Below are 21,504 nucleotides of genomic sequence, written 5' to 3'. Positions count from 1 at the left end.
GTAAAAAATGTCGAGGGTGGAACGAATTTCACGGGAACTGATATACGACGCCTGTGTTGATTGTGCACATCTACTAATGTAAACGAAATGAGAGTATAAGAAACTAATTTAAGTTTATATTATGAGGTTTTCACCGCTCAGGATTTGAGATATCCTGTTAATGGGTTTTGATGCCGATACTCACGGAATACAATCTATATTTCTATTAGTATCAAACTATATAGCGATTTGTTTTAACGTTAAACCTAATTATCTTCTGTTTTTAATGCCGGCTCGGGAACAGTACGGAAACCGTACTGAGCCGGCACACGATGCGTCGGAAGGAAGGTTTTTGTACGATGGTGACGCTATCGACATCGTGTTACGTGGTAAGCAGTAACGGTCATAATCATTCGACCGTGTCACGTGTTCAAACTCCGTGCGGAACTCCACCGAGGTGGTCTCGGTGACGTCCTCGCTTTGCGGCTGCCGGAAACGTATCACGGGACACGCTGCGGTAACAGATGACGTAAATGATCAAAAATGAACGCGGCGACGGCGAACGAGCGGCGGCGGACCGAACGGTCTCCCGCGCGCACGACGAGGTGAATCTATAATGGATGGACGAGTCACCATATCTGGACTAGAGAAAGTATACGGCCAAGGCGCAGAGCGAACGAAAGCGATCGAAGACCTCAACTTCGAGGTCGACGGCGGCGAATTCGTCAGCGTCGTCGGACCGAGCGGTTGCGGAAAGAGTACCCTCCTGTATCTCATCGCTGGCTTTCTGGACGCTACCGAGGGAACGATTTCGGTCGACGGCGACCCGATCAACGGACCGGGCACGGACCGCGGCGTCGTGTTCCAGGACTACGCGCTATTCCCCTGGCGGACCGTCTACGAGAACGTCACGTACGGACTCGAAGAAGACGGCGTTCCGAAGGACGAACGCCAGAACATCGCCCAGAAGTACATCGATATGGTCGACCTCGACGGGTTCGAGGACAAGTATCCCAAAGAGCTTTCTGGTGGGATGAAACAGCGCGTCGGCATCGCCCGTACGCTGGCGTACGAGCCGAAGATCCTCCTGATGGACGAGCCGTTCGGCGCGCTCGACCAGCCGCTTCGGGAATCGCTGCAGGACCAGTTGCTGGACATCTGGAGCGACCTCGGGAAGACCGCCCTGTTCATCACTCACGACGTCGAGGAGGCGGTGTACCTCTCCGAGCGTGTGCTGATTATGACGCGACACCCGGGGACGAAAAAGACCGTCGCCGAGATCGATCTGGACCGCTCGGGATCGCGTGAGGAGATCGTCACGTCGGACGACTTCGCTCACTTCAAGAACGACGTCTGGAAGTCGCTCCACGAGGAGACGCAAACAGAGGTGACACTGTAACCGTGCGATACGCGACGTCGCGAAGCATCGAGGTGCTTCCGACCCCGGTTCAGGGCGTCGTCAACACGATTGTCGACTGGATCCCGCTCGGCATCGTGGTCCTCGTCTGGGAGCTGGTGAGTGGCGGGATCGTTGCGACCGACGTCCTCCCCGCCCCAGCGACCGTCGGAGCCGAAATCGTGGACCTCTTCGTCTCCGGCGAGGTGTTCTCTCACCTGTTTATTTCGCTGTTCCGCGTCGGCGTCGGACTCGGATTGAGCATCCTCGTCGGGGTCCTCCTCGGTGTCGGGATGGCCAGGTCCGATCCAGTCGAGAACTTCTTCGACATCTTCCTCTCGATGACGTATCCGATCCCCAAGACCGCTCTCGTCCCCCTCGCCATCCTTTGGCTCGGCGTCGGGACGAAGACGGCGATCCTCATCGTCTTCCTCGCGTGTCTGCTTCCGATCGTGCTGAACGCCAACAACGCCGCAGAGAACGTCGATCAGAACCTCGTCTGGGCGGCCCAGATGATGGGGACCGACGAACGGTCGATCCTCTATAAGATCGTCTTTCCCGCAACGATCCCCGAGATTATGACCGGAGTCCGTCAGGCGGTGCCGATCGCTTTCATCGCGCTCGTGAGCGCTGAACTCATCGCCTCGAACGCAGGGATGGGCTATCTGATCCTCACCTCCGGACAGATCGGGAACTACCCGACGATGTTCGCGAACATCGTCATCATCTCGGCGGTCGCGTTCGTGGCCGTCCGTGCCTTCGAGGAGGCGCGTGGGAGGTTGTTAGTATGGACGTAACCGCCGACGCCTCCCGTGGGCTGGATCTCTCCCGACTCGTCGAGTTCGGTAAGTCAGTGTACTCGCTCGTGATCTTACTCGTGCTCTGGGAGGTCGTCGGGCAACTCGGCTTGATCCACTATTACTTCCTCCCGCCGCTGTCTGACATCCTCATCCGATTCGCCGAACTCACGCTGAGCGGCGAGATGCTGTTCAACGCGTACCTGACGCTACAGCGAGCGCTCATCGGCCTCGCCATCGCCTCGGTGCTCGGCGTGATCGTCGGCGTCCTCTCGGCGCGGAACGACATCGTCGATTGGTTCTTCGACCCGATCATCAAGATCGGCTACCCAGTGCCGATCATCTCGCTCATCCCGGTGTTTATGCTCTGGTTCGGCATCGGCGACATCTCGAAGATCATTATGGTCGCCGTCGGGACGTTCTGGCCCGTCGCCGTCAACGCCCGCGAGAGCACCCGACAGGTCGAGACCAACCTCATCTGGTCGGCGCAAATGATGGGCACGAGCGATCGGCGACTCCTCTGGCGCGTCGTGATGCCCGCAGCGCTGCCGGGTATCCTGACCGGGTTCCAGATCGCGATGCCGCTCTCGCTGATCATCACGTTCGTCTTCGAGATGGTGGCCGGCGGTGGCGGCCTCGGAGCCTTAGAGATCGAGGGCGTCCGCTCCTTCGAGTCCACGCAGGTGTACGCGGCGATCATCGCGATTATGCTCATCGGCATCGGTCTCGACCGTATCCTTCGCTTCGTCCGCGGCCGACTGCTTCACTGGACCTGAACTTCGGCACCGTTTTCTTCGATCCCGTTTCGTCCGTTTGAACTCGCTACTAGACAGTTCGCGGCTGTTTGGCTTCGCGCTAGCGTAAAAATCTAAATGGTTGTCCATCAAAGATTCTCTAATATGTCAGAGACAACCACACACGGTCACGCTGCGGCGGGCAGACGCTCGGCGGGGCGGGCCACTGTACTCATAGGGGTTATCGTAAGTCTCCATAGATTTCTCACCGGACGGTACGGCGAGAATCTCCGAACAGTTACGATAACCCCTATCAGTATCGCTCACGCGGAGGGAATACGATGATCGACGCGGCACGAGAGCGGATCATCGACTGCGATTGGCACTATCAGGACTCCTTCAAAGAAGTCGCGGCGTATATGCCCGAGCCGTGGCGCACGAAGTACAAACACAGCAACTGGGACGACGCGGGCGTGAAGCAGAACCTCAGTTCGTTCTTCCCGACGTCGACGGGCGACAGGCAGAACTACGGGAAAGTCGTCCGCGAGCACTCGAACTACCCCGACGAACCCGAAGAGCCCGAACGCGTCAGGGAGGGGATGGACTTCCTCGACATCGACGTGTCGCTACAGATCTCACACCTCATCCTCGCGATGGGCGGCGTCAACGCCGACGACAAGCGCGTCCAGGCGTTCACGAAGGGTTACGTCGAGTATATGCTCGAAGAAGTGCTCGACCCCGACGACGGCGTTTACGGACTCGCACCGATGCCGTACGGCGACGTTGAGGCCTCTCTCGACATTCTCGACCGAATCGAGGACGAGGAGGCCTACGTGGGTGCGTGCTTCGTCACCGCGGGTGCGAGCCCACCGCTCGGGAGCCGCAAGTACGACCCGATCTACGAGCGGTGTGAGGATCTCGACCTCCCGGTCGTGTATCACACCGGCGGCTCCGGACTCGACGAGTACGTCCGCGCGGGATACCAGGAGATGATCGAGACCCACACGCTCGGGTTCCTCGAATCCAATATGTCTCAGATCGTCAGTGTCGCCTGTCAAGGTATCCCCGAGAAGTACCCCGACCTCGACATCGTGTTTATGGAGTCCGGCGTGACGTACATTCCGGGCCTCATCAGCCGTCTCGACGAGGAGTACCTCAAGCGCCCCGAGGAAGCGCCGCTGCTCGATACGCGCCCCAGCGAGTACATCACGGACTTCTATTTCGGCACGCAACCGCTCGAAATCTCCGCACGGAACGAACTCCTCGAACTCTGCTTCGATATGATCGGGACCGACCGACTCCTGTACGCCTCCGATTACCCCCACTGGGACTTCGATAGCCCGTCCATCATCAACGATCTGCCGATGCTCGACGACGACGACCGACGCGCGATTCTGGCGGGCAACGCCGAGGGGGTGTTCGGACTATGAGCGACGGCCTCGTCGAGGTCGGTCCTGCGACCGAGTTCGAGGACGGCGACCACGCCATCGTCGAAGTCGGCCGCGCGGAAGTCGGCGTCGTCCGCGCCGACGGGGAGTTCTACGCGCTCAGAAACCAGTGTCCACACGACGGCGGCCCCGTCTGTAAGGGCACTGTCCAGCGCGAACTCCTCGGCGAATTTACTGGCACGGGCGAACGCGTCGAGCAGTACTACGGCGAGGAGTGCATCATCTCCTGCCCCTGGCACGGCTGGTCGTTCGAGTTGGAGACGGGTACACATATCGGCGACGAACGCATCCAACTGCCGATGTACGACGTCGTCGTCGAGGACGGGATCGTCTACGTCGACACCGGCGAATGAACCGCACGGGGCAATCTACTTGTGTCTCAGCGGTGAGGTGATCGTATGCACGTCGCGATCATCGGCGGCGCGAGCACCATCGGATCGACGGTCGCCTACACGCTCGCCGGGCTGGCACCGACCGTCGACGTCTCGCTCGTCGACATCGACGAAGGGGCGGCCTGGGCGCACGCGACCGACGTCTCCCACGCGGGCTATCACTTCGCGAACGCCCCGGGTGCCTCCGAGAGGTACGACCCGGACTCCGTAGGGACGATCGACTCTGCGACGCCCGAGGAGTTGCCCGCGCTCGATCCCGACCTCCTGATCTTCAACGCCGCCGCCCCCCAGCCGGAAGACGCCACCGACCGCGGTGCGCGCGAGGCCGAACTGGAACGCAACCGCGAGATCGTCGAGGACGTCGCGGGGAACCTCACTGCGCTGGATCCGACGCCGCTCCTCGTCGTCACGAACCCGATCGACCGCCTCGTCTATCACTTCTACTCGCTCCTCGAGTGGCCTCGGCGCTGCTTCCTCGGCTACTCGCTCTCGGAGACGGCGCGGGTCGCGGACGCTCTCGCCGACGGACTCGGCGTCCACCGAAACGACGTCTACTGTCCGATAATGGGCGAGCACGGGGAGAACGTGGTGCCCGTCTTCTCGCGGGCCCGCGTCGATGGTGAACCGGTCGAGATATCCGCCGACGAGCGCGCGGACGTCCGCGAGTTCGTGCGCGACGTGCCATTCGAGATCGCGAAGAAGCGCGGCGTCGACGAGACCTCTCGCTGGGTCACGAGCGCAGGCGTCACCCGCGTGGTTCGTACGATGCTGGCCGCAGACGAACAGGCTACGCTCGATAGCGACGGGACCGGCCCGTTCTGTCTGTCGACACCGCTCGCGGGCGAGTACGGGTTCGAGAACGTCGCGCTCAGCGTCCCCGTCGACATCGACGCCGGCGGCGTTGCGGCGATCCACGAGTGGGAGCTCACCGACGAGGAAACCGAACAGCTCACCGACGCGTACGACGCCGTCAGTGCGGATATCGCGTAGGATTCTCTTCAGGACCGCTCTCTCGCTATGAAAAAGAGAACCCGACAACCTGCGGGCCGATCACGCAGTCGTCGTCGGTCGGCGCGCTGCTGACCGCCGAGATGGCGTGACCGAGCGAAACGTCGTCCGGTCGATGGCGTCGACCGCGGCTGGGGTGCTGTGGTCGCGAGGCGATAGTGCGTTCGCTGTGTGGATCTGGTGGGGTATCGGCGTCGCTAGGCCGCTGGGTGCCTCTGTCGGTGGTGCCTCTCGAGCGTCCCGCGAGCACGTGCCACGAGTGCCTCTGACCTCCGGTTTCGTGGATCCCCGTGCCACCCTTCTGTCCCATATTACAAAACGTTTGTCCTGGTGTCGTTCTGCTAATCGGAACGGACGTCTCTGGAGTTGCGTTAGTTCGACGGGACGAACTCGTTGGTCGCGTACTCGCCCACGTCGAAGCTCTCTTCGACGAAGCCGAGGTCGACCAGTTCGTCGATCGCGAACTGGAGCCGTTCGATGTCGATCCCGATGTCCTGTCGGTAGTAGTCCTGGTTCGTGAGGAAGAACCCGTCGACCAGCGACTCGGGCAGCTCGAAGTGTTCGGCCGCCAGCGAGACGACTTCCGAGCGGTTGTCGTAGCAGTAGTTGACGAGTTCGTCGAGGTCTTCGCCCCACGCGCTGATCGCGTCGGACTTCTGGTCGATGGCGTTGTTCGACGCGACCGTGTACGCGAACGGGTACGCTTCGTCCCAGAGATCCTGACTGCGGTAGACCTCGGTGAAGCCTTCAGCGCGGGCCGACACCGCGAACAGGGCGGGGAAGATACCCGCGTCGATCCGGCCGTCGTTGATCGCCGAGACGAACGTCGGGAACGGCAGTTCGACGATCTGCGCGTCGCTCCCGAAGCTCAGATCTGCCTGCCGGATCCCCTTCTCGAGAATCGCGTGCGTCCCCGTCCCCTGTGCGTTGACGCCGACGTTCTTCCCTTCGAGATCGGCGATCTCGGTGATGTCGGAGTCCGGGCCCGAGAAGATGGTGAACCCGTACCACTCGGGGTGGGCGTCCCAGAAGTCAGTCGAGATCATCGTGATGTTGCCCGGAACGGCTTCCTGGCGGACTGCGGAGGCGTAACTCACCGTAGTCAAGAGAGCCATATCCACTTCGCCGGCCGCCATCGAGTTCAGTGAGTCGGGCGTACTCTCGTTACGCGTCACGCTGAGTTCGTATTCGGAACCCAGATTCGTGAGCTGATCTTGGATCTCCGGAATCGCGAAGAGCGAACCCAAGTTCTCGACCGGGACGGTAAAGGCGAGTCCCAGCTCGGGGGTGCCGCCGCCGCCCGTGATGCCGGAACAGCCAGCGAGACCCGCTAATCCAATTGTACCAGCCGCCGCACCGGACTTCAGGAACGACCGGCGCCGAATGTTATCGAATGCCATCATCGAATGGGATAGATACGGGAGTATATAAAATCACCTGTCTCCCTGGAGGGATGCAATCGTCATACTGCGGCCAGACGCACTGCTCTTTTCGGCGCCAGCGTACAGCTCTGCTGACAATCGCTCGCCGTCCCGTAAACTCGAACGAGACTGTCCCAGTACGTCGAGATGTCCCGCCACCGCGAACAAGGGGGTAGCCTCTGTTCACCTCACTCCTGGGACATCACCGTCACGACGGGGCGGTCCGCCTCCAAGAGGATCGACTGCGTCTTGCTCCCGAAGACAGCCTTGCCGACCGGGGTGCGCTGTCGCCCGCCGATGACGAGATACTTCGCGTTTCGTCTGTCGGCCTCAGCCAGGATTTCCTCGACTGGTTCGCCCACGCGCCCTTTCAGGACCGTATTGGACGGGTCGTCGAGTGTGCCACGGACGACGTCGCGTGCGACACCGGTGGCGTGGCGTTCGCCGTCGTCGACGGTGTACTCCTCGGTCTCCTCGTGGGGGTGCTGGTCGGCGCCGCCGTACGAGGCCGGCGTCGTGATCGTCCGCGACGAGCCGCCGCCGGCGGCGCTCCGGAACTCCTCGAAGACGTCCTGCGGCATTACGTGCAGTACCACGTGCTCGACGTCGAACGCCTCGGCCAACTCAGCACCGCGTTCGACGGCGTGGCTGGGGATCGCCTCGCCGTCGACCGCTGTGAGTATCGTCATACACGATACTCTAAGTGGGAGATAATAAATCGTGGTGCCGATTCTACACCTCTCGGCCTGTCGCAATCGGGCGGTTGCTCGCACTCTGAGGGACATTCGGCACCAAGGCGTCGAGAATCGCCACCTCGTCACGCCCGATAGAATCACCGAACGTCACCACCCGCGATTTTATTACCGGGCCCACGAAACACATCGCTCGTCGAATGAGCGATAGAGAGTCAGACATACGTGCATCTCCAGCTGTCGGCGACGACGGCGGTGGCGAGGTGCGGTATCTCTCCCAGCGAAATCTGGAGGTACCCACCCATCAGATCGTCTCCCCGGACGGTTCCTACGACGAGGGGGCGATCCCGGACCTCGACGACGAGGAGTTGTGCGACCTGTACCGGTGGATGGTAACTGATCGGGTGTTCTCACGGCGGATGGTGAACATCCAGCGGCGTGGCGAACTCGGAACCTTCGGGTCGACCCGCGGTCAAGAAGCGAGTATCATCGGTAGCGCGTTCACGCTTCAGCCCCAAGACTGGCTGTACGTCGGGCGCGCGTGGACGCCGATGTTTATGCGCGGCGCGTCGATGAAGGATATGATCCTGTTCTGGCGCGGCATCGAGGAGGGCCAACAGGCCTTCGCGCGTCAGAACTCCCAGATCGCGATCTCGATCGGCTCACACCTCCCGCTCGTCGCGGGCATCGCGTGGGGAATGCAACTCGACGACGCCGACGCGGTCTCGACCGCCTATCTCGGCGACGGCGCGACCAGTACCGGCGCGGCCCACGAGGGCATCAACCTCGCGGGCTCGCTCGGACTGCCGGCGCTGTTCTTCTGTCAGAACAACCAGTACGCCATCTCGATGCCCTTCGAGCAACAGAGCGGTGCGAACACCATCGCGCAGAAGGCGCTCGCGTACGGCATCGACGCCATTCGCGTCGACGGCCAAGACGTGCTCGCGGTGTACGACGCGGTCCAGAGCGCGCGCGAACGCGTCAAGAACGGCGATCCGGTGTTCGTCGAATCGGTCACGTACCGTCTCGACGCGCACACGACGAGCGACGATCCCACCCGGTATCGCGACGACGAGGAAGTCCAGCAGTGGGAAGAAAACGATCCGATCGAGCGCTACCGGACGTTCCTGAAGTCCGAGGGCCTCTGGTCCGAAATCGACCACGACGCCATCGTCGAGGACATCGAAGCCGAGTTCGACGAGGCGCTCGCTGCCGCGAACGAGTTCGAAGAGCGCGGCGTCGCAGAGATGTTCGCGTACGTCTGCGACGACCTGCCGCCCGAACTCGCGCGCCAACTGGACGAATTCGAGGAACTGCTCGAACGCCGACCCGAGATGTACGACTACATCGAACAGCGACCCAAGGGATGACTATGCAGGCTACTATCGTACAGGCGGTCAACGACGCACTACACACGGAGATGGAACGCGACGACCGAGTCGTCGTCTTCGGCGAGGACGTCGCCGAGAGCGGGGGCGTCTTCCGCGCCACCGACGAACTCCTCGAGGAGTTCGGAAGCGACCGCGTCGTCGATACGCCGCTCTCGGAGATCGCGATTGTCGGCGGCGCGGCGGGAATGGCGATGTACGGCTACCGTCCCGTCGCCGAGATTCAGTTCTCGGGCTTTCTCCCCCCGGCGTTCGACCAACTGGTCACGAACGCGAGTCGGATCCGCTGGCGCACGCGCGGCGAACTGAGCGCGCCGATGGTCGTCCGGATGCCTTACGGCGCCGGCGTCCGCGCGCTCGAACACCACTCCGAGAGTCTCGAAGGAGCCTACGGTCACATTCCCGGCCTCAAGGTCGCGGTGCCGAGCACGCCCGCGGACACGAAGGGACTGCTTACCGCGGCGATCCGGGACCCCGATCCGGTGCTGTTTATGGAACCGAAGCGGATCTACCGCTCCATCCGCGACGAGGTGCCCGAGGGCGAGCACGAAGTTCCGCTCGGCGAAGCGGCCGTCCGTCGTGAGGGCTCGGAGTTGACGGTCGTCGCCTGGGGCGCGATGATGCCGGCGACGCTCGAGGCGGTCGAGCAGAGCGGCGTCGACGCCGAGGTGATCGACCTCCGCACCATCTCGCCGATGGACGCCGAGACGATCGTCGAATCGGTCAAGAAGACCGGCCGCTGCTGTGTCGTCCACGAAGGACCGCGAACGCTCGGCGTCGGCAGCGAGATCATCGCCCGGATCAACGACGAGGCGCTGATGTACCTCGAAGCCCCGGTCGAGCGCGTGACCGGATTCGACACGCCCGTCCCGCTGCTGTCGATGGAAGACTTCTACTTCCCGCACCCACCGCGGATCGTCGAAGGCATCGAGCGCGCGCTGTCTGTCTGACAACGCCGTCACAATCTAAATCCGGACTCCTCGGCTCGAATCATCCTGCGGTCCGGATTCGACGTATCGACCACAGCGTTTTTATTTTCGTTTCGCCGGAGTCCGAAACCCGTGATCGCAGGGAAATACTGAAAGGGTAGTGCGTCGACCGAAGCGTATGGTTGAGCGAACTTTCGAGCTGCCGGACCTCGGGGAGGGTATCGCCGAGGGCGAACTCGTCTCGTGGCTCGTCGCAGCGGGCGATACTGTGGAAGAAGATCAGGTCATCGCCGAGGTAGAGACCGACAAAGCGCTCGTCGAGATTCCGAGCCCCTACGACGGGAGCGTCACCCGACTTCACCACGACGAGGGCGAGATCGTTCCGGTCGACGCCGTCATCGCCACGTTCGAGGTCGAGGGCGACGAAGAAGCGGCGACCGAGCGCGACTCGTCGAGCTCCAGTGCCGACGCCGAAGGGAGTCCCGGAGAGACAGCCGCCGACGCAGCCGACACCGACGCGGCGGCCGCAGGCACACCCGCCGACGCGGCCGCAGACGCTAGCCCGGGCGAGTCACCCGTCCCGTCGGGTCGCGTGTTCGCGTCGCCGAGCACCAGAGCGCTCGCGCGGGAACTCGGCGTCGACATCGGCGCTGTCGAGGGCAGCGGTCCGGGCGGCCGCGTGGCCGGCGCTGACGTCCGCGCCCACGCACAGGGTGCCGGAACTCCCGCCGGCGAGGAACCCGCTGCTGGGGCAGCGACCGCAAGTGCCGCAGCCGCCGAAACTGCGGCGACGACGACTGCCGACTCCGAAGCGGTGGCCGCAGTCGGAAACGGCACGGCCGAGGCCGTCGAGCAGCGAGAGAGTGGCGTCGGCGCCGCTGCTGCCGAGCGGGATCGCACGCTCGCGATGCCGGCGACGCGACAACTCGCGGCGGACCTCGGCGTCGATCTGAACGCCGTCCCCGCGAGCGAGGAGCGGGAGGGGGAACCGTTCGTGACGCCGGACGACGTTCGAGCGTTCGCGGCGGAGGGTAGTGACGGGGCCAGCGGTGTCGCGTCCGGCGTCGCCGGTGCGACGACCACCGAGGAGGCGAAGTCGGCCACTGAACCGGTGACGACGGCAGACGAGCGGTCCGCGGCCGAAACGCCTGGCGAGGGCGCAGCAGCCGGCGATCTCGCCGACAGACCGGGCGAGCGGGTCCCGTACCGCGGCGTTCGGCGCACGATCGGGGAACAGATGGCGGAGTCGAAGTACACCGCCCCGCACGTCTCCCACCACGACGAGTTCGACGCGACCGAACTGGTCGAGTTGCAGGAGGAACTGGCGGCCGTCGCCGAGACAGAGGGCGTGAAACTGACCTATCTCCCGTTCGTCGTGAAAGCGATCACGACCGCGCTCGCGGAGTTCCCGTACCTGAACGCGAGCCTCGACGAGTCGGCCGGGGAAATCGTCCTCCACGACGAGTACAACGTCGGGATCGCCGTTGCGACCGACGCGGGACTGATGGTGCCGGTCGTCAAGAACGCCGACGAGAAGGGGCTGAAGCAACTGGCCGAGGAGATCCGCGATCTGGCCGAGCGGGCGCGGAACCGACAGATCAAGCCCGAAGAGATGCAGGGCGGCACGTTCACCATCACGAACATCGGGGTCATCGGCGGTGAGTTCTCCTCGCCGATCATCAACCACCCCGAGGCCGCCATCTTCGCGATGGGGCCGATCAAGAAGCGCCCGTGGGTCCTCGACGACGAGGTCGTCGCCCGAAACACGATGCGCTTCTCGATGTCGGTCGACCACCGCCTCGTCGACGGCGCAGACGCCGCACGGTTCTCGAACCGCGTGAAGGAACTGCTCGCAGAACCCTCGCGACTCCTCCTGGAGTAACGCACAATCTCGGTTCCATCTGCGGATTCGTCCCGCGACGCGGACGGATGACTTTTTGACTGGGGAGCGAGACGGGAGGTGTATGGTAATGGGCGATATCGCGACGGCGACGGATCTTCTCGTGATCGGTGCGGGGCCTGGGGGCTACGTCGCTGCGATCAGAGGCGCACAGTTGGGATTGGACACGACGCTCGTCGAGAAAGACGCCTACGGCGGCGCCTGTCTGAACCGCGGCTGTATCCCATCGAAAGCCTTCATCCACGGCGCCGACGTCGCCCACGAGGCGGGCAACGCCGAGGAGATGGGGATCCACGCCGATCCGGCGATCGATATGCTGCAGATGCAGGAGTGGAAGTCCGACGTCGTCGACCAGCTCACGAGCGGCGTCGAGAAGCTCTGTAAGGCCAACGGCGTCTCGCTGCTCGAAGGGACGGCCGCGTTCGAGGACGAACACACCGCCCGCATCGCCCACGGCGGGGAGGGACAGGGGATGGAGACCGTCGAGTTCGAGCACGCGGTGATCGCGACAGGCTCGCGACCGATTCAGATTCCCGGGTTCGACTTCGCGGACGACCCCGTGCTCTCCTCCTCTCAGCTCCTCCGGATGGAGTCCGTCCCGGATCGACTCGTCGTCGTCGGCGCGGGCTACATCGGGATGGAACTCTCGACGATGCTCACGAAACTCGGCACCGAGGTGACCGTCGTCGAAATGCTCGACGACGTGCTCCCGGCGTACGAGGCCGACGTCAAGCGAATCGTCCGCAAGCGCGCCGAGGAACTCGGCATCGACTTCCACTTCGGTGAGGGCGCGACCGGCTGGGAGGAGACGGCCGACGGCGTGCTCGTCTCGACCGAAACCGAAGCCGGAGACGTGTCACAGTACGAGGGCGACGCTGTCCTCGTCGCAGTCGGGCGACAGCCTGTCACCGACACGATGGAACTTGACGCGATCGGCCTCGAACCGAACGACGCCGGATTCATCGAGACGGACGACCGTGCGCGAACGGACGTCGAGAACGTCTTCGCAGTCGGGGACGTCGCGGGCGAACCGATGCTCGCGCACAAAGCGAGCGCCGAGGGAATCGTCGCCGCCGAAGTCGCCGCCGGCGAACCGGCCGCGCTCGACCAGCAGGCGATCCCCGCCGCGGTGTTCACCGATCCTGAAATCGCCACGGTGGGTCTGACCGAGGACGATGCCGCAGACGCCGGCTTCGACCCCGTCGTCGGGAAGATGCCGCTCCGGGCTAGCGGGCGCGCCCTCTCGATGGGCGAGTCCGACGGGTTCGTCCGCATCGTCGCCGACGAGGCGAGCGAAATAATCCTCGGTGGGCAGATTGTCGGCCCGAACGCCTCCGAAATCGTCGCCGAGGTCGCACTCGCAGTCGAGATGAGCGCGACGCTCGAAGACGTCGCCGGAACGGTGCACACGCATCCGACGCTCGCTGAGGCCGTGATGGAAGCCGCCGAAAACGCGCAGGGACAGGCGATTCACACGCTGAACCGCTGATCTGAGGGCATTCACCGCTCGCGTCACGCTGCAATCAATTCGGTTTCACCCAAGGAACTATCCCTCCGCAGTCGGTGGATCGGGTATGCCGAACGATCGAGCGATCCAGCGCGTCGGTATCCACGAGTGGGGAACGCATCCGGTTCCACCCGCACATCTCCGCGACCTTCTGCGGGAGATGGACGGACTCGACTGCGAGTTCGCGGTGTGTGACACCGACGACGTGAGCGACTTCGACGGCGTCGTCACCCTCTTTCATCACGACGAGTTCGTCGGGGCTGTCGAGTGGGTGCACAACATCCGATCGGGGTACAACGATTTCCCACTCGACGACTACCGCGAGGCCGGCGTGACGATGACCAACAGCACCGGCGTCGCGGGCGACCTCGTCGCCGAGACGGTCACCGGTTTGGTCCTGACGCTCGCGAAGGGACTCCACCGCTTCCGCGACCGACAGAACGACGGCGAGTGGGAGCGACTCCCCTGGCAGCGGCCCTTCGAGATAAGCGGTGCGAACGCCTGCGTCGTCGGTCTCGGCGAACTCGGGGGCAGCGTCGCGACCCGACTCGGCGTGCTTGGAATGAACGTCGAGGGCGTCGACATCCGTCCGGTCTCGGGCCTCGGACTCGACCGCGTCCACGACGTGTCGCGCATCGAGGACGCCGTCGCCGATGCTCGTTTCGTCGTCCTCACGACGCCACTGACGGACGCGACCCGCGGACTCGTCGATGGAGACGTCCTCGACGCGATGCGCGAGGACGCATATCTGATCAACGTCAGCCGCGGACCGATCGTCGAGCAACACGCGCTCGTCGACGCCCTCGAAAACGACGACATCGCGGGTGCAGCACTCGACGTCTTCGATCCCGAACCGCTTCCCCGAGACTCTCCGCTCTGGGAGATGGACGAAGTCGTCGTGACGCCGCACGCCGCCGCCCAAGCGAACACCTACGGCGATCGGATCGCCGACCTCGTCGAAACGAACATCGGCCGACTCAACGACGGCGCGACGCCGTGGAACGAGATCGTGTGAGTCGAAGCGCGCGCGGACGTCTTTCCACTCCCTCGCTCGTCGCTTCCGATCCGGGTCATCGGAACCGTTCATAGATTCTCGCCGGACGATACGACGTGAAATTCACGAGACTGACGACAATCTCTACGAGTGGCTGGACAACTTTCGCCTACGGCGTAGTCCCGTTCTGATCTCGCGAAATCTGCTAGCCAAGAGAGGATCCCACGATCCGGACTCCTCACACTTCGTGTACGTTATCACCCAATTGACGATTCTCTCCGTGGTTCGACCGGGAAAATTCTCACAGAGTCGTTCTTCTCTTACGAACAACTATTCGCATCTAGTTTGGACCGAGTAGTCTCTCGGTGCAAATGGGTTCGTCCCAAGGCGTGGTCCGACGCGATCCAGATGCCGACGCGCGTCACTGCTCGATACGTTCCGCCAACAAAAGCGGCCGACGGGGACTACGAATGTGTCTGGTTGAGTTCGATGATGTTCGCGGCCCGCCGAAGTTCCGGGAGGATTTCCTCGTCGATTCGCTCTTGATCCATTCGACTGACGGGGCCCGACACGCTCAGCGCGCCGGTGATGTCGCCGTCGCTCAGGATCGGCACGGCCACGCAGTTGAGTCCCTTGATCCGTTCTTCGCGGTCGTACGCGCACTCGCGCTGTCTGATCTCGGTCAGCGCCTCGAACAGTTCCGCCCGGTCGGTGATCGTTCGGTCGGTTTTCGCCGGGAGGCCGTGGCGCTCGATGATCGCGTCGACGCGGTCGCGCGGGAGATACGCGAGAACCGTCTTTCCGAGCGCGGTCGTGTGCAGTCGGACGGACTGTCCCGTGTACGAGTCGAGGCTGACGGCGTTCTCTCCGCGCTCGCGGGCCAGAAACACCCCGAGGCCGTGCTCTTCGACCAGCAGGTTGGCGTACTCGCCGGTGGCCGCCGCGAGGCGCTCCATCTCCGGGGTGGCAACCGTGTAGAGGCGCTCTCTGGACCGTGCGTAGCCGCCGAGGTCGAGGAACTGAAGCCCGACCTCGTACTGTTGGCCGTGCTGAACGACGTAGCCTTCGTGTTCGAGGGTCCGGAGGTAGTTGTGGGCGCTGCTCTTCGGGATGTCGAGATGAGTCGCGAGTTCGGTGACGGTCGCGCCGTCGTGGGACTTGAGCGCCTCGACGATCCGAAACGTCGTCTGCGCTGTCTTCACGGGCGTTTTCGGCTCCCCGTTCGTTCCATCCATACGATGTGCATCATCGTTCAGAATATAATAGTTATCGTTCGTTTCTCGTGTACGCCCGTTCGAAGATCGGCGTATCGCCCTATGATTGCTCCCCACGCCGAGCACCACCCAGGGTGTCCCACACACTGGGACGCCGACCGCCGTGTCTCGAATCGGGCTAGCGGACCCGGTAGACGGCCAGTCGCACGCCGTTCGGCTGGCGAGTCCCGGCGGCGACGAAGACGCTCTCGGTGAGCCACTCCAGATCGGGGGCGGCCGTCTCGAACTCCGGGACGGACGCGAAGTAGACGTCGTCGGGTTCGACCGGGAGTCCGTCGCGCAATCGCTGGCTCGTCTCCGGATCGGCGAGTCGCATCCCGCGGTTCTCGACGTACACTCGCTCGCCGTCGGTCGTCTCGAACGCGTACTTGGCGACGAGTTCCGTCGGTCGCCGCTCCCGGTAGAGTTGGTAGTCCGCACCCGCTTCGAGAACAGTCCCTTCGATACGCCCCGACACAGTCCCGCCCAGGATGGGGATGATCCGTCGTTGTCCGTCGCCGGTTTGACCGATCTCGATCGGCGACTCGACGTCGATCTCCAGTTCCATCACGCGTTCGAGGCCCAGTTCCAAGTTCGGATCGTCGGTCTGCCAGGTATCGTCTGCCATATTCTCCCTGTACCTCCAATATACATAATCGTTGCGCGTGAAACTCGATCCGCCGTCCGTCAATCCATCTCCGACGGCGGGTATAACATATGTACCAGTGTTATCTTAATGTACTTTCGCCGCCAAGTGAAATCCAAACATTACGGTACAAGTGGTATATAATCTATATTTTAAATCTCTATTAGAACATTTGTAAATTTACTTAATGACCTTGAATAACCGAGTTCTAACTGATATAGAGAGACTGAATTTGTTATATGGTATATGGTATAACACCGTAAATAACACTGAACAGATTGTACTCGGATGCAAAAGCCCCGATCAGTCTCGTCGACTCACTAGCTCCGACTCGAACGGAACGACGGCGTTCGGATCGGCGGGCCGACCCCCGTCAGGCCCGTAACTCCGCTTCGACGAGCTCGACGGCATCCCGCACGGCGCCGACCGAGCCCAGGTGTCCCGCACCGACGGCCGTCTTCATCGCTTTCGCTGCCGCGCCGGTCACGACCTCCGGACCGAGTTGAGCTACCGTCCCTTCACCGACTGTCACGATCCAGCCCGGGACCTCGAAGCGGTAGGGATCGAGCCTGGGCGCGAAATCGTCACCGTTGGCACTCTCGTAGTCGACGAGGCGGGCGATGTTTGCAGCGACCGTTCGCGCCTCACGGAGCGCGGCGGACGCAGAGGCGGGCACGGGCTCGCCGTCGGCGTCGACGGCGCGGGCGGCGTCGCCGACAACGAACGTGTGCGTGTCGAGCCGCAGGTCCTTGCGAACGATCGGGCGGTCCCCAGCCATCGCGTCCGTGCCTCGGATTCCGCCGGTCCAGACGAACACGTCGGCGTCGAACCTTCCGCGGTCGGTCTCGACAGCGTCCGCCGTCGCGCGCTCTACCGTCGTTCCGGTCGAGATCGACACCCCACGGGGTTGGAGTTCCTCGCGAACCGCCTCCCGGAAGTTCGGCGGGAAGTTCGGCGCGACGTCGTCCAGTTGTTCGAGAAGCGTGACCTCGGCGTCGACGCCTTCCTCGCGTGCCAGCGCGGCCAGTTCGCCCGCGGTCTGGACGCCCGACAGGCCTGCGCCACCGACCACGACGTGCACCGCCTCACTTCCGCCATCGGCCGAATCTGCTCCGAGCGCGTCGAAGAAGGCCTCCCGGATCGCGAGCGCGTCGTCGACGGACGTCAGGGGGAGTCCGTGTTCTGCGACGCCCGGGATACCGTAGTCGGCGGTCGTCGATCCGAGACAGACGGCCGCGTAGTCGTACGCAAGCACATCGCCGCTGGCGAGGTGGACCCTCCGTTCGTCGCGATCCACTTCGGTTACGTGGTCGGTTCGGACTGTCGCCCGATCGAAAAGCTCCGACAGCGGGACCTGAATCGCGTCGGCGACGCTCGGGCGTCGGATGACGCGGTGGACTTCGTGTTTGACCAGGTGCGTGTCTGATTCGTCGACGACGACGAGGTCGACCGATGGCGGGAGTGTCGATTCGAGACGGCGCGCCAGCGTCACGCCGGCGTAGCCGGCTCCGAGGATCACGACTCGCATAGCCTGTCGTTCGGACCGGAGGGCAAAAGGGCGAACGGCCGTTTCGCGGCGACGACGAGAAACGCGGGTCGAGACGGGGCGACGTACGAGGGGCAGAGACGACGCGAGCGGCTGTGACGGCGCGAGCGCGGTCAGAACAGGGCGTCGGACTCCGGGAGGATCTGTGCGGGGCCGCCGACCTCCCAGACGTCGGTGTCGACGCCGACCGCTGCGATCCGGCTCTCGACGGTATCGACGTGCTCGGCGGTCGTGTTGACGTAGACGCTCGCGCCCGTGTCGGTCGAGAAGAAGACCGGGACATCCTCGTCCTCGCGCAGCTCGCGGACGGCGTTGAACACGGCGATCGTGTCCGGCTGCCAGTAGACCCAGCCCGCGGGTCCGGTCATCGTCGTCGCCGTCAGCGACAGCGAGTCGTGTTCGGCCAACTCGAACGCGCGGTCGAAGTCGGCGTCGTAGAGTGCGTCGCGCATCTCGTCGATCTGGTGGTGGACGTGCGCCATCCGCGCCTGGAACATATGGCTCTCGGCGGCCTCGCGGTGGGCCTGCTCGGTCTCCTTGTAGGCGGGGACGTGCGCGGCGACGATCCGAAGATCGTCTTCGAGGTCCGTCTCGATCCGTTCGGACCGGCAGTCCCGATCGTTCATCCCCGAGTAGAGGTGCGAGAACGCGCCGGTGACGGCGCGGGCAGCCGACGACGAGCCGCGGCGTGCGATCGTCGAGACCTCGGGGCGAGTCATATCGAGGCCGGCGGCTTCCGCGAGGGCCATCGCGGCCGCGGCAAAGCCCGAGGACGAGGAGCCGAAGCCGATGTTCGAGGGGAAGGAGTTCTCGGATTCGAGTCGAACCGGGTGCTCGATATCGGCGAGGTCGCGGACGTGCTCGACGACGGCGTCGATGCGCTCGGATCCGCGGCCCTCGACGCGGTCGCCGCCGATCAGGTAGACGTCCTCGTCGGCGTCCGGCTGAAATTCGACCGTCGTCCTCGTGCCGCTCGGTGCGGTGCAGACGCTGATGCTGTCGTGATACGGGAGGCGAAGCTCCTCGTCGCGCATCCCGTGATACTTGATCAGTCCCTGGATCGGATGCGCCTTAGCGGTCGCCTTCATACCCCTACGCGGGAGGGACGGCGGGTTAAACGTCCCGATGACTCGATCGGGTGGGCAGAAACGGTCCGTTCAGCGAGTACTTACAGCCCGATACCGACCGCGTACGGCCACGGGGCCCCGGAGAGCGCGAGAAAGACGAGCGCGCCGCCGAGAAGCGCGACGTTCTTCAGGAAGTTCGTCATCCCCGACTGCTGCTGCTCTTGAGGCACGGCCCAGAAGTCGTGCATCGCCGGGGTCGAGACGAGCAGGAACAGCGCGACTGCGCCCGCAGCCAGCGCCGGGAACGCGCCGATCGCGATTCCGAGGCCGCCGAAGAGCAACATCCCGCCGCTGAAGACGACAGCCAGGCGCCCGGCCGGGATGCCCTTCGACTCGGCGTACCCGGCCATCTGGTCGACTCCCTGGAAGTGATTCAGTCCCATAAACGCCAGTACGACGCCGAATAGAACGCGTGCCAGGAGGAACGCGATTCCTTCGGAACCGGCATTCAGTTGCAATACCATCGGTGAGATATCAGGTATCATCACAGTATGTAGTTCGTAGACGAACCGATATATAATTTTCCTGACTTTAATGATACCAGGTGACGTCACTGTAACGTGCTGTAACGGCCAACGCTTTCTTGTTCTGACGGCGAGAAGTGGGATGGGAAACAGCCACTACGGGCCCGAGAGAGCACTTTCGCGCTCCGACGCCGAGAACACGAACACTGTTTGTAGAAATTTACAATACCTTATATAGCAGGCGGTCGATAGTGTGGTATCGACCGTAATTCGCGTCGACAGTCGGTGGACTGTAGTGGTAGCACGCCGACTACGCCGGCGACGCGAACGGGTCCCCACCTATGACACGCAAGGCACTGGCAGTCCTGATCGTCGCATCGCTCCTCGTAAGTACGGTTCCTGCCGCTGCGCTCACATCCAATCCGAACATCCAGACAATCACGCCCGATCCCTCGCTCCAACCCGGCGGCGTGAACGAACTCTCCTTCCAGTTGGTGAACGACGGCGAGGGTGCCGAAGACGAAACTCGCTCGGCGCACAACGTCCACATCCGTCCGCGTGACGTCGGCCGGATCGACGTCGAGACCAGACACCTCTACGTCGAACAACTGCCCGACGGCACGCCCGCCGGTCTCTCGCTGAAACTGAACGTCCCTTCAGACATCGAGAGCGGCACCTACCGGATTCCCCTCCGACTCTCGTATGAGTACGACAGCGGCGCGGGCAACGACGTCGAACGGAAGACCACCATCTACCTCCCCGTTCGCGTCGAGTCCGGCCCCCGATTCGACGTCGTCGACACCAGTTCGACGGCGACCGTGAGCGGACAGGGAACCCTCGAAGTGACGGTCAAGAACGTCGGCGACTCCGCGGCGTACGACTCGACGTTCACGCTCTCGTCGTCGGCCCCGGACGTGCAACTCGGTGCCAGCCAATCGAGCACGCGCTTCGTCGACACCTGGGAACGCGGCGCGAACCGGACGTTCGAGTTCGAAACGACGCTCGGTGACAGCGCAACCGTCGGCAACTACTCGCTCGGCGCGCAGATCGACTTCGAGAAGCCCAGCGGCACGACCGGATCGACCCCCTCCCTGACCGTGCCGTTGCGGGCACTCCCCGAGATGACGTTCTCGGTGGCCGACGTGAGTAGTTCGCTCCGCGTCGGTGAGACCGGAACGCTCTCCGGGACGGTCACCAACACGGGTCCGAAGGCCGCAAACAACGCGGTCGTTACGTTCCCCGATCCGGGTCCGACAGTCACGCCGATCGAAACGTCGGTCGCCGTCGGGTCGCTCGAACCGGGTGAGTCCGCGCCGTTCGAGTTCGACGTGGAAGTGACGAGCAGTGGGTCCGCAGGCCCGCGACAGTTCGATCTCGCCGTCGACTACCGCGATCAGGACGGCTCCTCGCGACAGTCCGACGACATTCCCACGCGCGTCGAGGTCGGTCCCCAGACGCCCGAGTTCGACGTCGAACCGGTCAACGGGACGCTCAGCGCGGGCTCCGACGGTGAGTTCGAGGTGACTGTGACGAACACCCGCGACTACGCGGTCTCGGACGTCTCCGCGAAGATCTATATGGACTCGCCGCTGTCGTCGGACGACGACGAGGCGTTCGTCGACCGCCTCGAACCCGGCGAGTCGGAGACGATCGTCTTCCAACTCAGCGCCGGCGGCGGCGCGACGGCGAAGACCTACCCGGTCAAGATGGACTTCCAGTACGACGACGAGGACGGTGACACGATCATCTCCGACACGTACCAGATCCCCGTCGACGTGACCGCTAGCTCCGGCGGCGGGCTTCCGATCGTCCCGATCCTCGTCGTGGTGGCGCTCGTCGTCGTCGCCGGCGGGTACCTCTACTACCGCCGGCAGGGCTGACCG

The 21,504-nt window shown here is 63.5% G+C and carries 19 protein-coding genes; 12 read left to right on the top strand and 7 right to left on the bottom strand.

Annotation, left to right across the window (positions count from 1 at the left end; genetic code table 11):
• Positions 1-595 precede the first annotated feature (595 nt).
• The 6 genes from RBH22_RS04970 to RBH22_RS04945 all read left to right on the top strand — a co-directional run bounded on the left by RBH22_RS04970 (position 596) and on the right by RBH22_RS04945 (position 5,736).
• Entirely contained in the window at positions 596-1,378 is a 783-nt protein-coding gene (locus RBH22_RS04970) for an ABC transporter ATP-binding protein (protein WP_121570340.1), read from the top strand.
• A gap of 2 nt (positions 1,379-1,380) precedes the next feature.
• Positions 1,381-2,172 carry an ABC transporter permease gene (locus tag RBH22_RS04965; RefSeq protein ID WP_306676717.1) on the top strand — a complete coding sequence of 264 codons (792 nt, stop codon included), beginning with the start codon at positions 1,381-1,383 and terminating at the stop codon, positions 2,170-2,172.
• Positions 2,163-2,948 carry an ABC transporter permease gene (locus RBH22_RS04960; protein WP_306676716.1) on the top strand — a complete coding sequence of 262 codons (786 nt, stop codon included), beginning with the start codon at positions 2,163-2,165 and terminating at the stop codon, positions 2,946-2,948. The genes RBH22_RS04965 and RBH22_RS04960 overlap by 10 nt, the downstream gene beginning before the upstream one ends.
• Before the next feature lie 299 nt (positions 2,949-3,247).
• Positions 3,248-4,336: an amidohydrolase family protein gene (locus RBH22_RS04955; protein WP_306676715.1), complete on the top strand. Its 1,089-nt coding sequence runs from the start codon at positions 3,248-3,250 to the stop codon at positions 4,334-4,336.
• Entirely contained in the window at positions 4,333-4,707 is a 375-nt protein-coding gene (locus RBH22_RS04950; RefSeq protein WP_306676714.1) for a Rieske 2Fe-2S domain-containing protein, read from the top strand. Before RBH22_RS04955 ends, RBH22_RS04950 begins: the two co-directional genes overlap by 4 nt.
• 45 nt (positions 4,708-4,752) lie before the next feature.
• Positions 4,753-5,736 carry a hypothetical protein gene (locus tag RBH22_RS04945; RefSeq protein ID WP_306676713.1) on the top strand — a complete coding sequence of 328 codons (984 nt, stop codon included), beginning with the start codon at positions 4,753-4,755 and terminating at the stop codon, positions 5,734-5,736.
• Positions 5,737-6,125: 389 nt separating this feature from the next.
• Here the strand turns inward: RBH22_RS04945 and RBH22_RS04940 are convergent, their stop codons facing one another.
• Both RBH22_RS04940 and RBH22_RS04935 read right to left on the bottom strand, forming a co-directional pair.
• Entirely contained in the window at positions 6,126-7,157 is a 1,032-nt protein-coding gene (locus RBH22_RS04940) for an ABC transporter substrate-binding protein (RefSeq protein ID WP_121570334.1), read from the bottom strand.
• A 206-nt stretch (positions 7,158-7,363) separates the two neighbouring features.
• Positions 7,364-7,864, bottom strand: a complete 501-nt coding sequence (locus RBH22_RS04935) for a universal stress protein (protein WP_256545108.1) — start codon at positions 7,862-7,864, stop codon at positions 7,364-7,366.
• Positions 7,865-8,067: 203 nt separating this feature from the next.
• On the opposite strand from RBH22_RS04935, the gene RBH22_RS04930 reads away from it, so the two are divergent.
• The 5 genes from RBH22_RS04930 (at position 8,068) to RBH22_RS04910 (ending at position 14,606) form a co-directional block, all read left to right on the top strand.
• The gene (locus RBH22_RS04930) at positions 8,068-9,237 is read left to right on the top strand and encodes a thiamine pyrophosphate-dependent enzyme (protein ID WP_306676712.1); all 1,170 of its coding nucleotides are present in this window, start codon (positions 8,068-8,070) and stop codon (positions 9,235-9,237) included.
• Entirely contained in the window at positions 9,234-10,205 is a 972-nt protein-coding gene (locus RBH22_RS04925; protein ID WP_306676711.1) for an alpha-ketoacid dehydrogenase subunit beta, read from the top strand. Before RBH22_RS04930 ends, RBH22_RS04925 begins: the two co-directional genes overlap by 4 nt.
• 157 nt (positions 10,206-10,362) lie before the next feature.
• Complete coding sequence (locus RBH22_RS04920; protein ID WP_306676710.1) at positions 10,363-12,066, top strand: 2-oxo acid dehydrogenase subunit E2; 1,704 nt, start codon at positions 10,363-10,365, stop codon at positions 12,064-12,066.
• Positions 12,067-12,148: 82 nt separating this feature from the next.
• Positions 12,149-13,573, top strand: a complete 1,425-nt coding sequence (gene lpdA, locus RBH22_RS04915) for a dihydrolipoyl dehydrogenase (protein ID WP_306676709.1) — start codon at positions 12,149-12,151, stop codon at positions 13,571-13,573.
• Positions 13,574-13,658: 85 nt separating this feature from the next.
• The gene (locus tag RBH22_RS04910; RefSeq protein ID WP_256545102.1) at positions 13,659-14,606 is read left to right on the top strand and encodes a D-2-hydroxyacid dehydrogenase; all 948 of its coding nucleotides are present in this window, start codon (positions 13,659-13,661) and stop codon (positions 14,604-14,606) included.
• A 443-nt stretch (positions 14,607-15,049) separates the two neighbouring features.
• On the opposite strand, the gene RBH22_RS04905 is transcribed toward RBH22_RS04910, so the two are convergent.
• From RBH22_RS04905 to RBH22_RS04885, 5 genes are all read right to left on the bottom strand, one after another.
• Positions 15,050-15,820, bottom strand: coding sequence for an IclR family transcriptional regulator (locus RBH22_RS04905; protein ID WP_306676708.1), 771 nt, complete (start codon positions 15,818-15,820; stop codon positions 15,050-15,052).
• Positions 15,821-15,977: 157 nt separating this feature from the next.
• A complete protein-coding gene (locus RBH22_RS04900) occupies positions 15,978-16,466 on the bottom strand; it encodes a DUF3237 domain-containing protein (protein ID WP_256290451.1) in 489 nt (162 codons plus the stop codon).
• 391 nt (positions 16,467-16,857) lie between these two features.
• Positions 16,858-18,012 (bottom strand): FAD-dependent oxidoreductase, encoded by a 1,155-nt coding sequence (locus tag RBH22_RS04895; RefSeq protein WP_256290450.1) that lies wholly within the window; start codon positions 18,010-18,012, stop codon positions 16,858-16,860.
• 131 nt (positions 18,013-18,143) lie between these two features.
• Positions 18,144-19,118, bottom strand: a complete 975-nt coding sequence (gene mvaD / locus RBH22_RS04890) for a phosphomevalonate decarboxylase MvaD (RefSeq protein WP_306676707.1) — start codon at positions 19,116-19,118, stop codon at positions 18,144-18,146.
• Between the two features lie 80 nt (positions 19,119-19,198).
• Positions 19,199-19,642: a DoxX family protein gene (locus RBH22_RS04885; protein WP_306676706.1), complete on the bottom strand. Its 444-nt coding sequence runs from the start codon at positions 19,640-19,642 to the stop codon at positions 19,199-19,201.
• 320 nt (positions 19,643-19,962) lie between these two features.
• On the opposite strand from RBH22_RS04885, the gene RBH22_RS04880 reads away from it, so the two are divergent.
• Positions 19,963-21,501: a COG1361 S-layer family protein gene (locus RBH22_RS04880; protein ID WP_306676705.1), complete on the top strand. Its 1,539-nt coding sequence runs from the start codon at positions 19,963-19,965 to the stop codon at positions 21,499-21,501.
• Positions 21,502-21,504: the final 3 nt, after the last annotated feature.

The sequence above is a fragment of the Halobellus sp. H-GB7 genome, assembly GCF_030848585.1.
GTDB lineage: Archaea > Halobacteriota > Halobacteria > Halobacteriales > Haloferacaceae > Haloquadratum > Haloquadratum inordinatus.
The sequence above is the reverse complement of the archived record's forward strand: the minus strand, read 5'-3'. Positions and strand labels throughout refer to the sequence as shown.

Coding starts and splice junctions, on each gene's coding strand:
- RBH22_RS04970 (WP_121570340.1), top strand. CDS start 596: ATGGATGGACGAGTCACCATATCTGGACTAGAGAAAGTATACGGCCAA.
- RBH22_RS04960 (WP_306676716.1), top strand. CDS start 2,163: ATGGACGTAACCGCCGACGCCTCCCGTGGGCTGGATCTCTCCCGACTC.
- RBH22_RS04955 (WP_306676715.1), top strand. CDS start 3,248: ATGATCGACGCGGCACGAGAGCGGATCATCGACTGCGATTGGCACTAT.
- RBH22_RS04950 (WP_306676714.1), top strand. CDS start 4,333: ATGAGCGACGGCCTCGTCGAGGTCGGTCCTGCGACCGAGTTCGAGGAC.
- RBH22_RS04945 (WP_306676713.1), top strand. CDS start 4,753: ATGCACGTCGCGATCATCGGCGGCGCGAGCACCATCGGATCGACGGTC.
- RBH22_RS04940 (WP_121570334.1), bottom strand. CDS start 7,157: ATGATGGCATTCGATAACATTCGGCGCCGGTCGTTCCTGAAGTCCGGT.
- RBH22_RS04935 (WP_256545108.1), bottom strand. CDS start 7,864: ATGACGATACTCACAGCGGTCGACGGCGAGGCGATCCCCAGCCACGCC.
- RBH22_RS04930 (WP_306676712.1), top strand. CDS start 8,068: ATGAGCGATAGAGAGTCAGACATACGTGCATCTCCAGCTGTCGGCGAC.
- RBH22_RS04925 (WP_306676711.1), top strand. CDS start 9,234: ATGACTATGCAGGCTACTATCGTACAGGCGGTCAACGACGCACTACAC.
- RBH22_RS04920 (WP_306676710.1), top strand. CDS start 10,363: ATGGTTGAGCGAACTTTCGAGCTGCCGGACCTCGGGGAGGGTATCGCC.
- lpdA (WP_306676709.1), top strand. CDS start 12,149: ATGGTAATGGGCGATATCGCGACGGCGACGGATCTTCTCGTGATCGGT.
- RBH22_RS04910 (WP_256545102.1), top strand. CDS start 13,659: ATGCCGAACGATCGAGCGATCCAGCGCGTCGGTATCCACGAGTGGGGA.
- RBH22_RS04905 (WP_306676708.1), bottom strand. CDS start 15,820: ATGGATGGAACGAACGGGGAGCCGAAAACGCCCGTGAAGACAGCGCAG.
- RBH22_RS04900 (WP_256290451.1), bottom strand. CDS start 16,466: ATGGCAGACGATACCTGGCAGACCGACGATCCGAACTTGGAACTGGGC.
- RBH22_RS04895 (WP_256290450.1), bottom strand. CDS start 18,012: ATGCGAGTCGTGATCCTCGGAGCCGGCTACGCCGGCGTGACGCTGGCG.
- mvaD (WP_306676707.1), bottom strand. CDS start 19,118: ATGAAGGCGACCGCTAAGGCGCATCCGATCCAGGGACTGATCAAGTAT.
- RBH22_RS04885 (WP_306676706.1), bottom strand. CDS start 19,642: ATGATACCTGATATCTCACCGATGGTATTGCAACTGAATGCCGGTTCC.
- RBH22_RS04880 (WP_306676705.1), top strand. CDS start 19,963: ATGACACGCAAGGCACTGGCAGTCCTGATCGTCGCATCGCTCCTCGTA.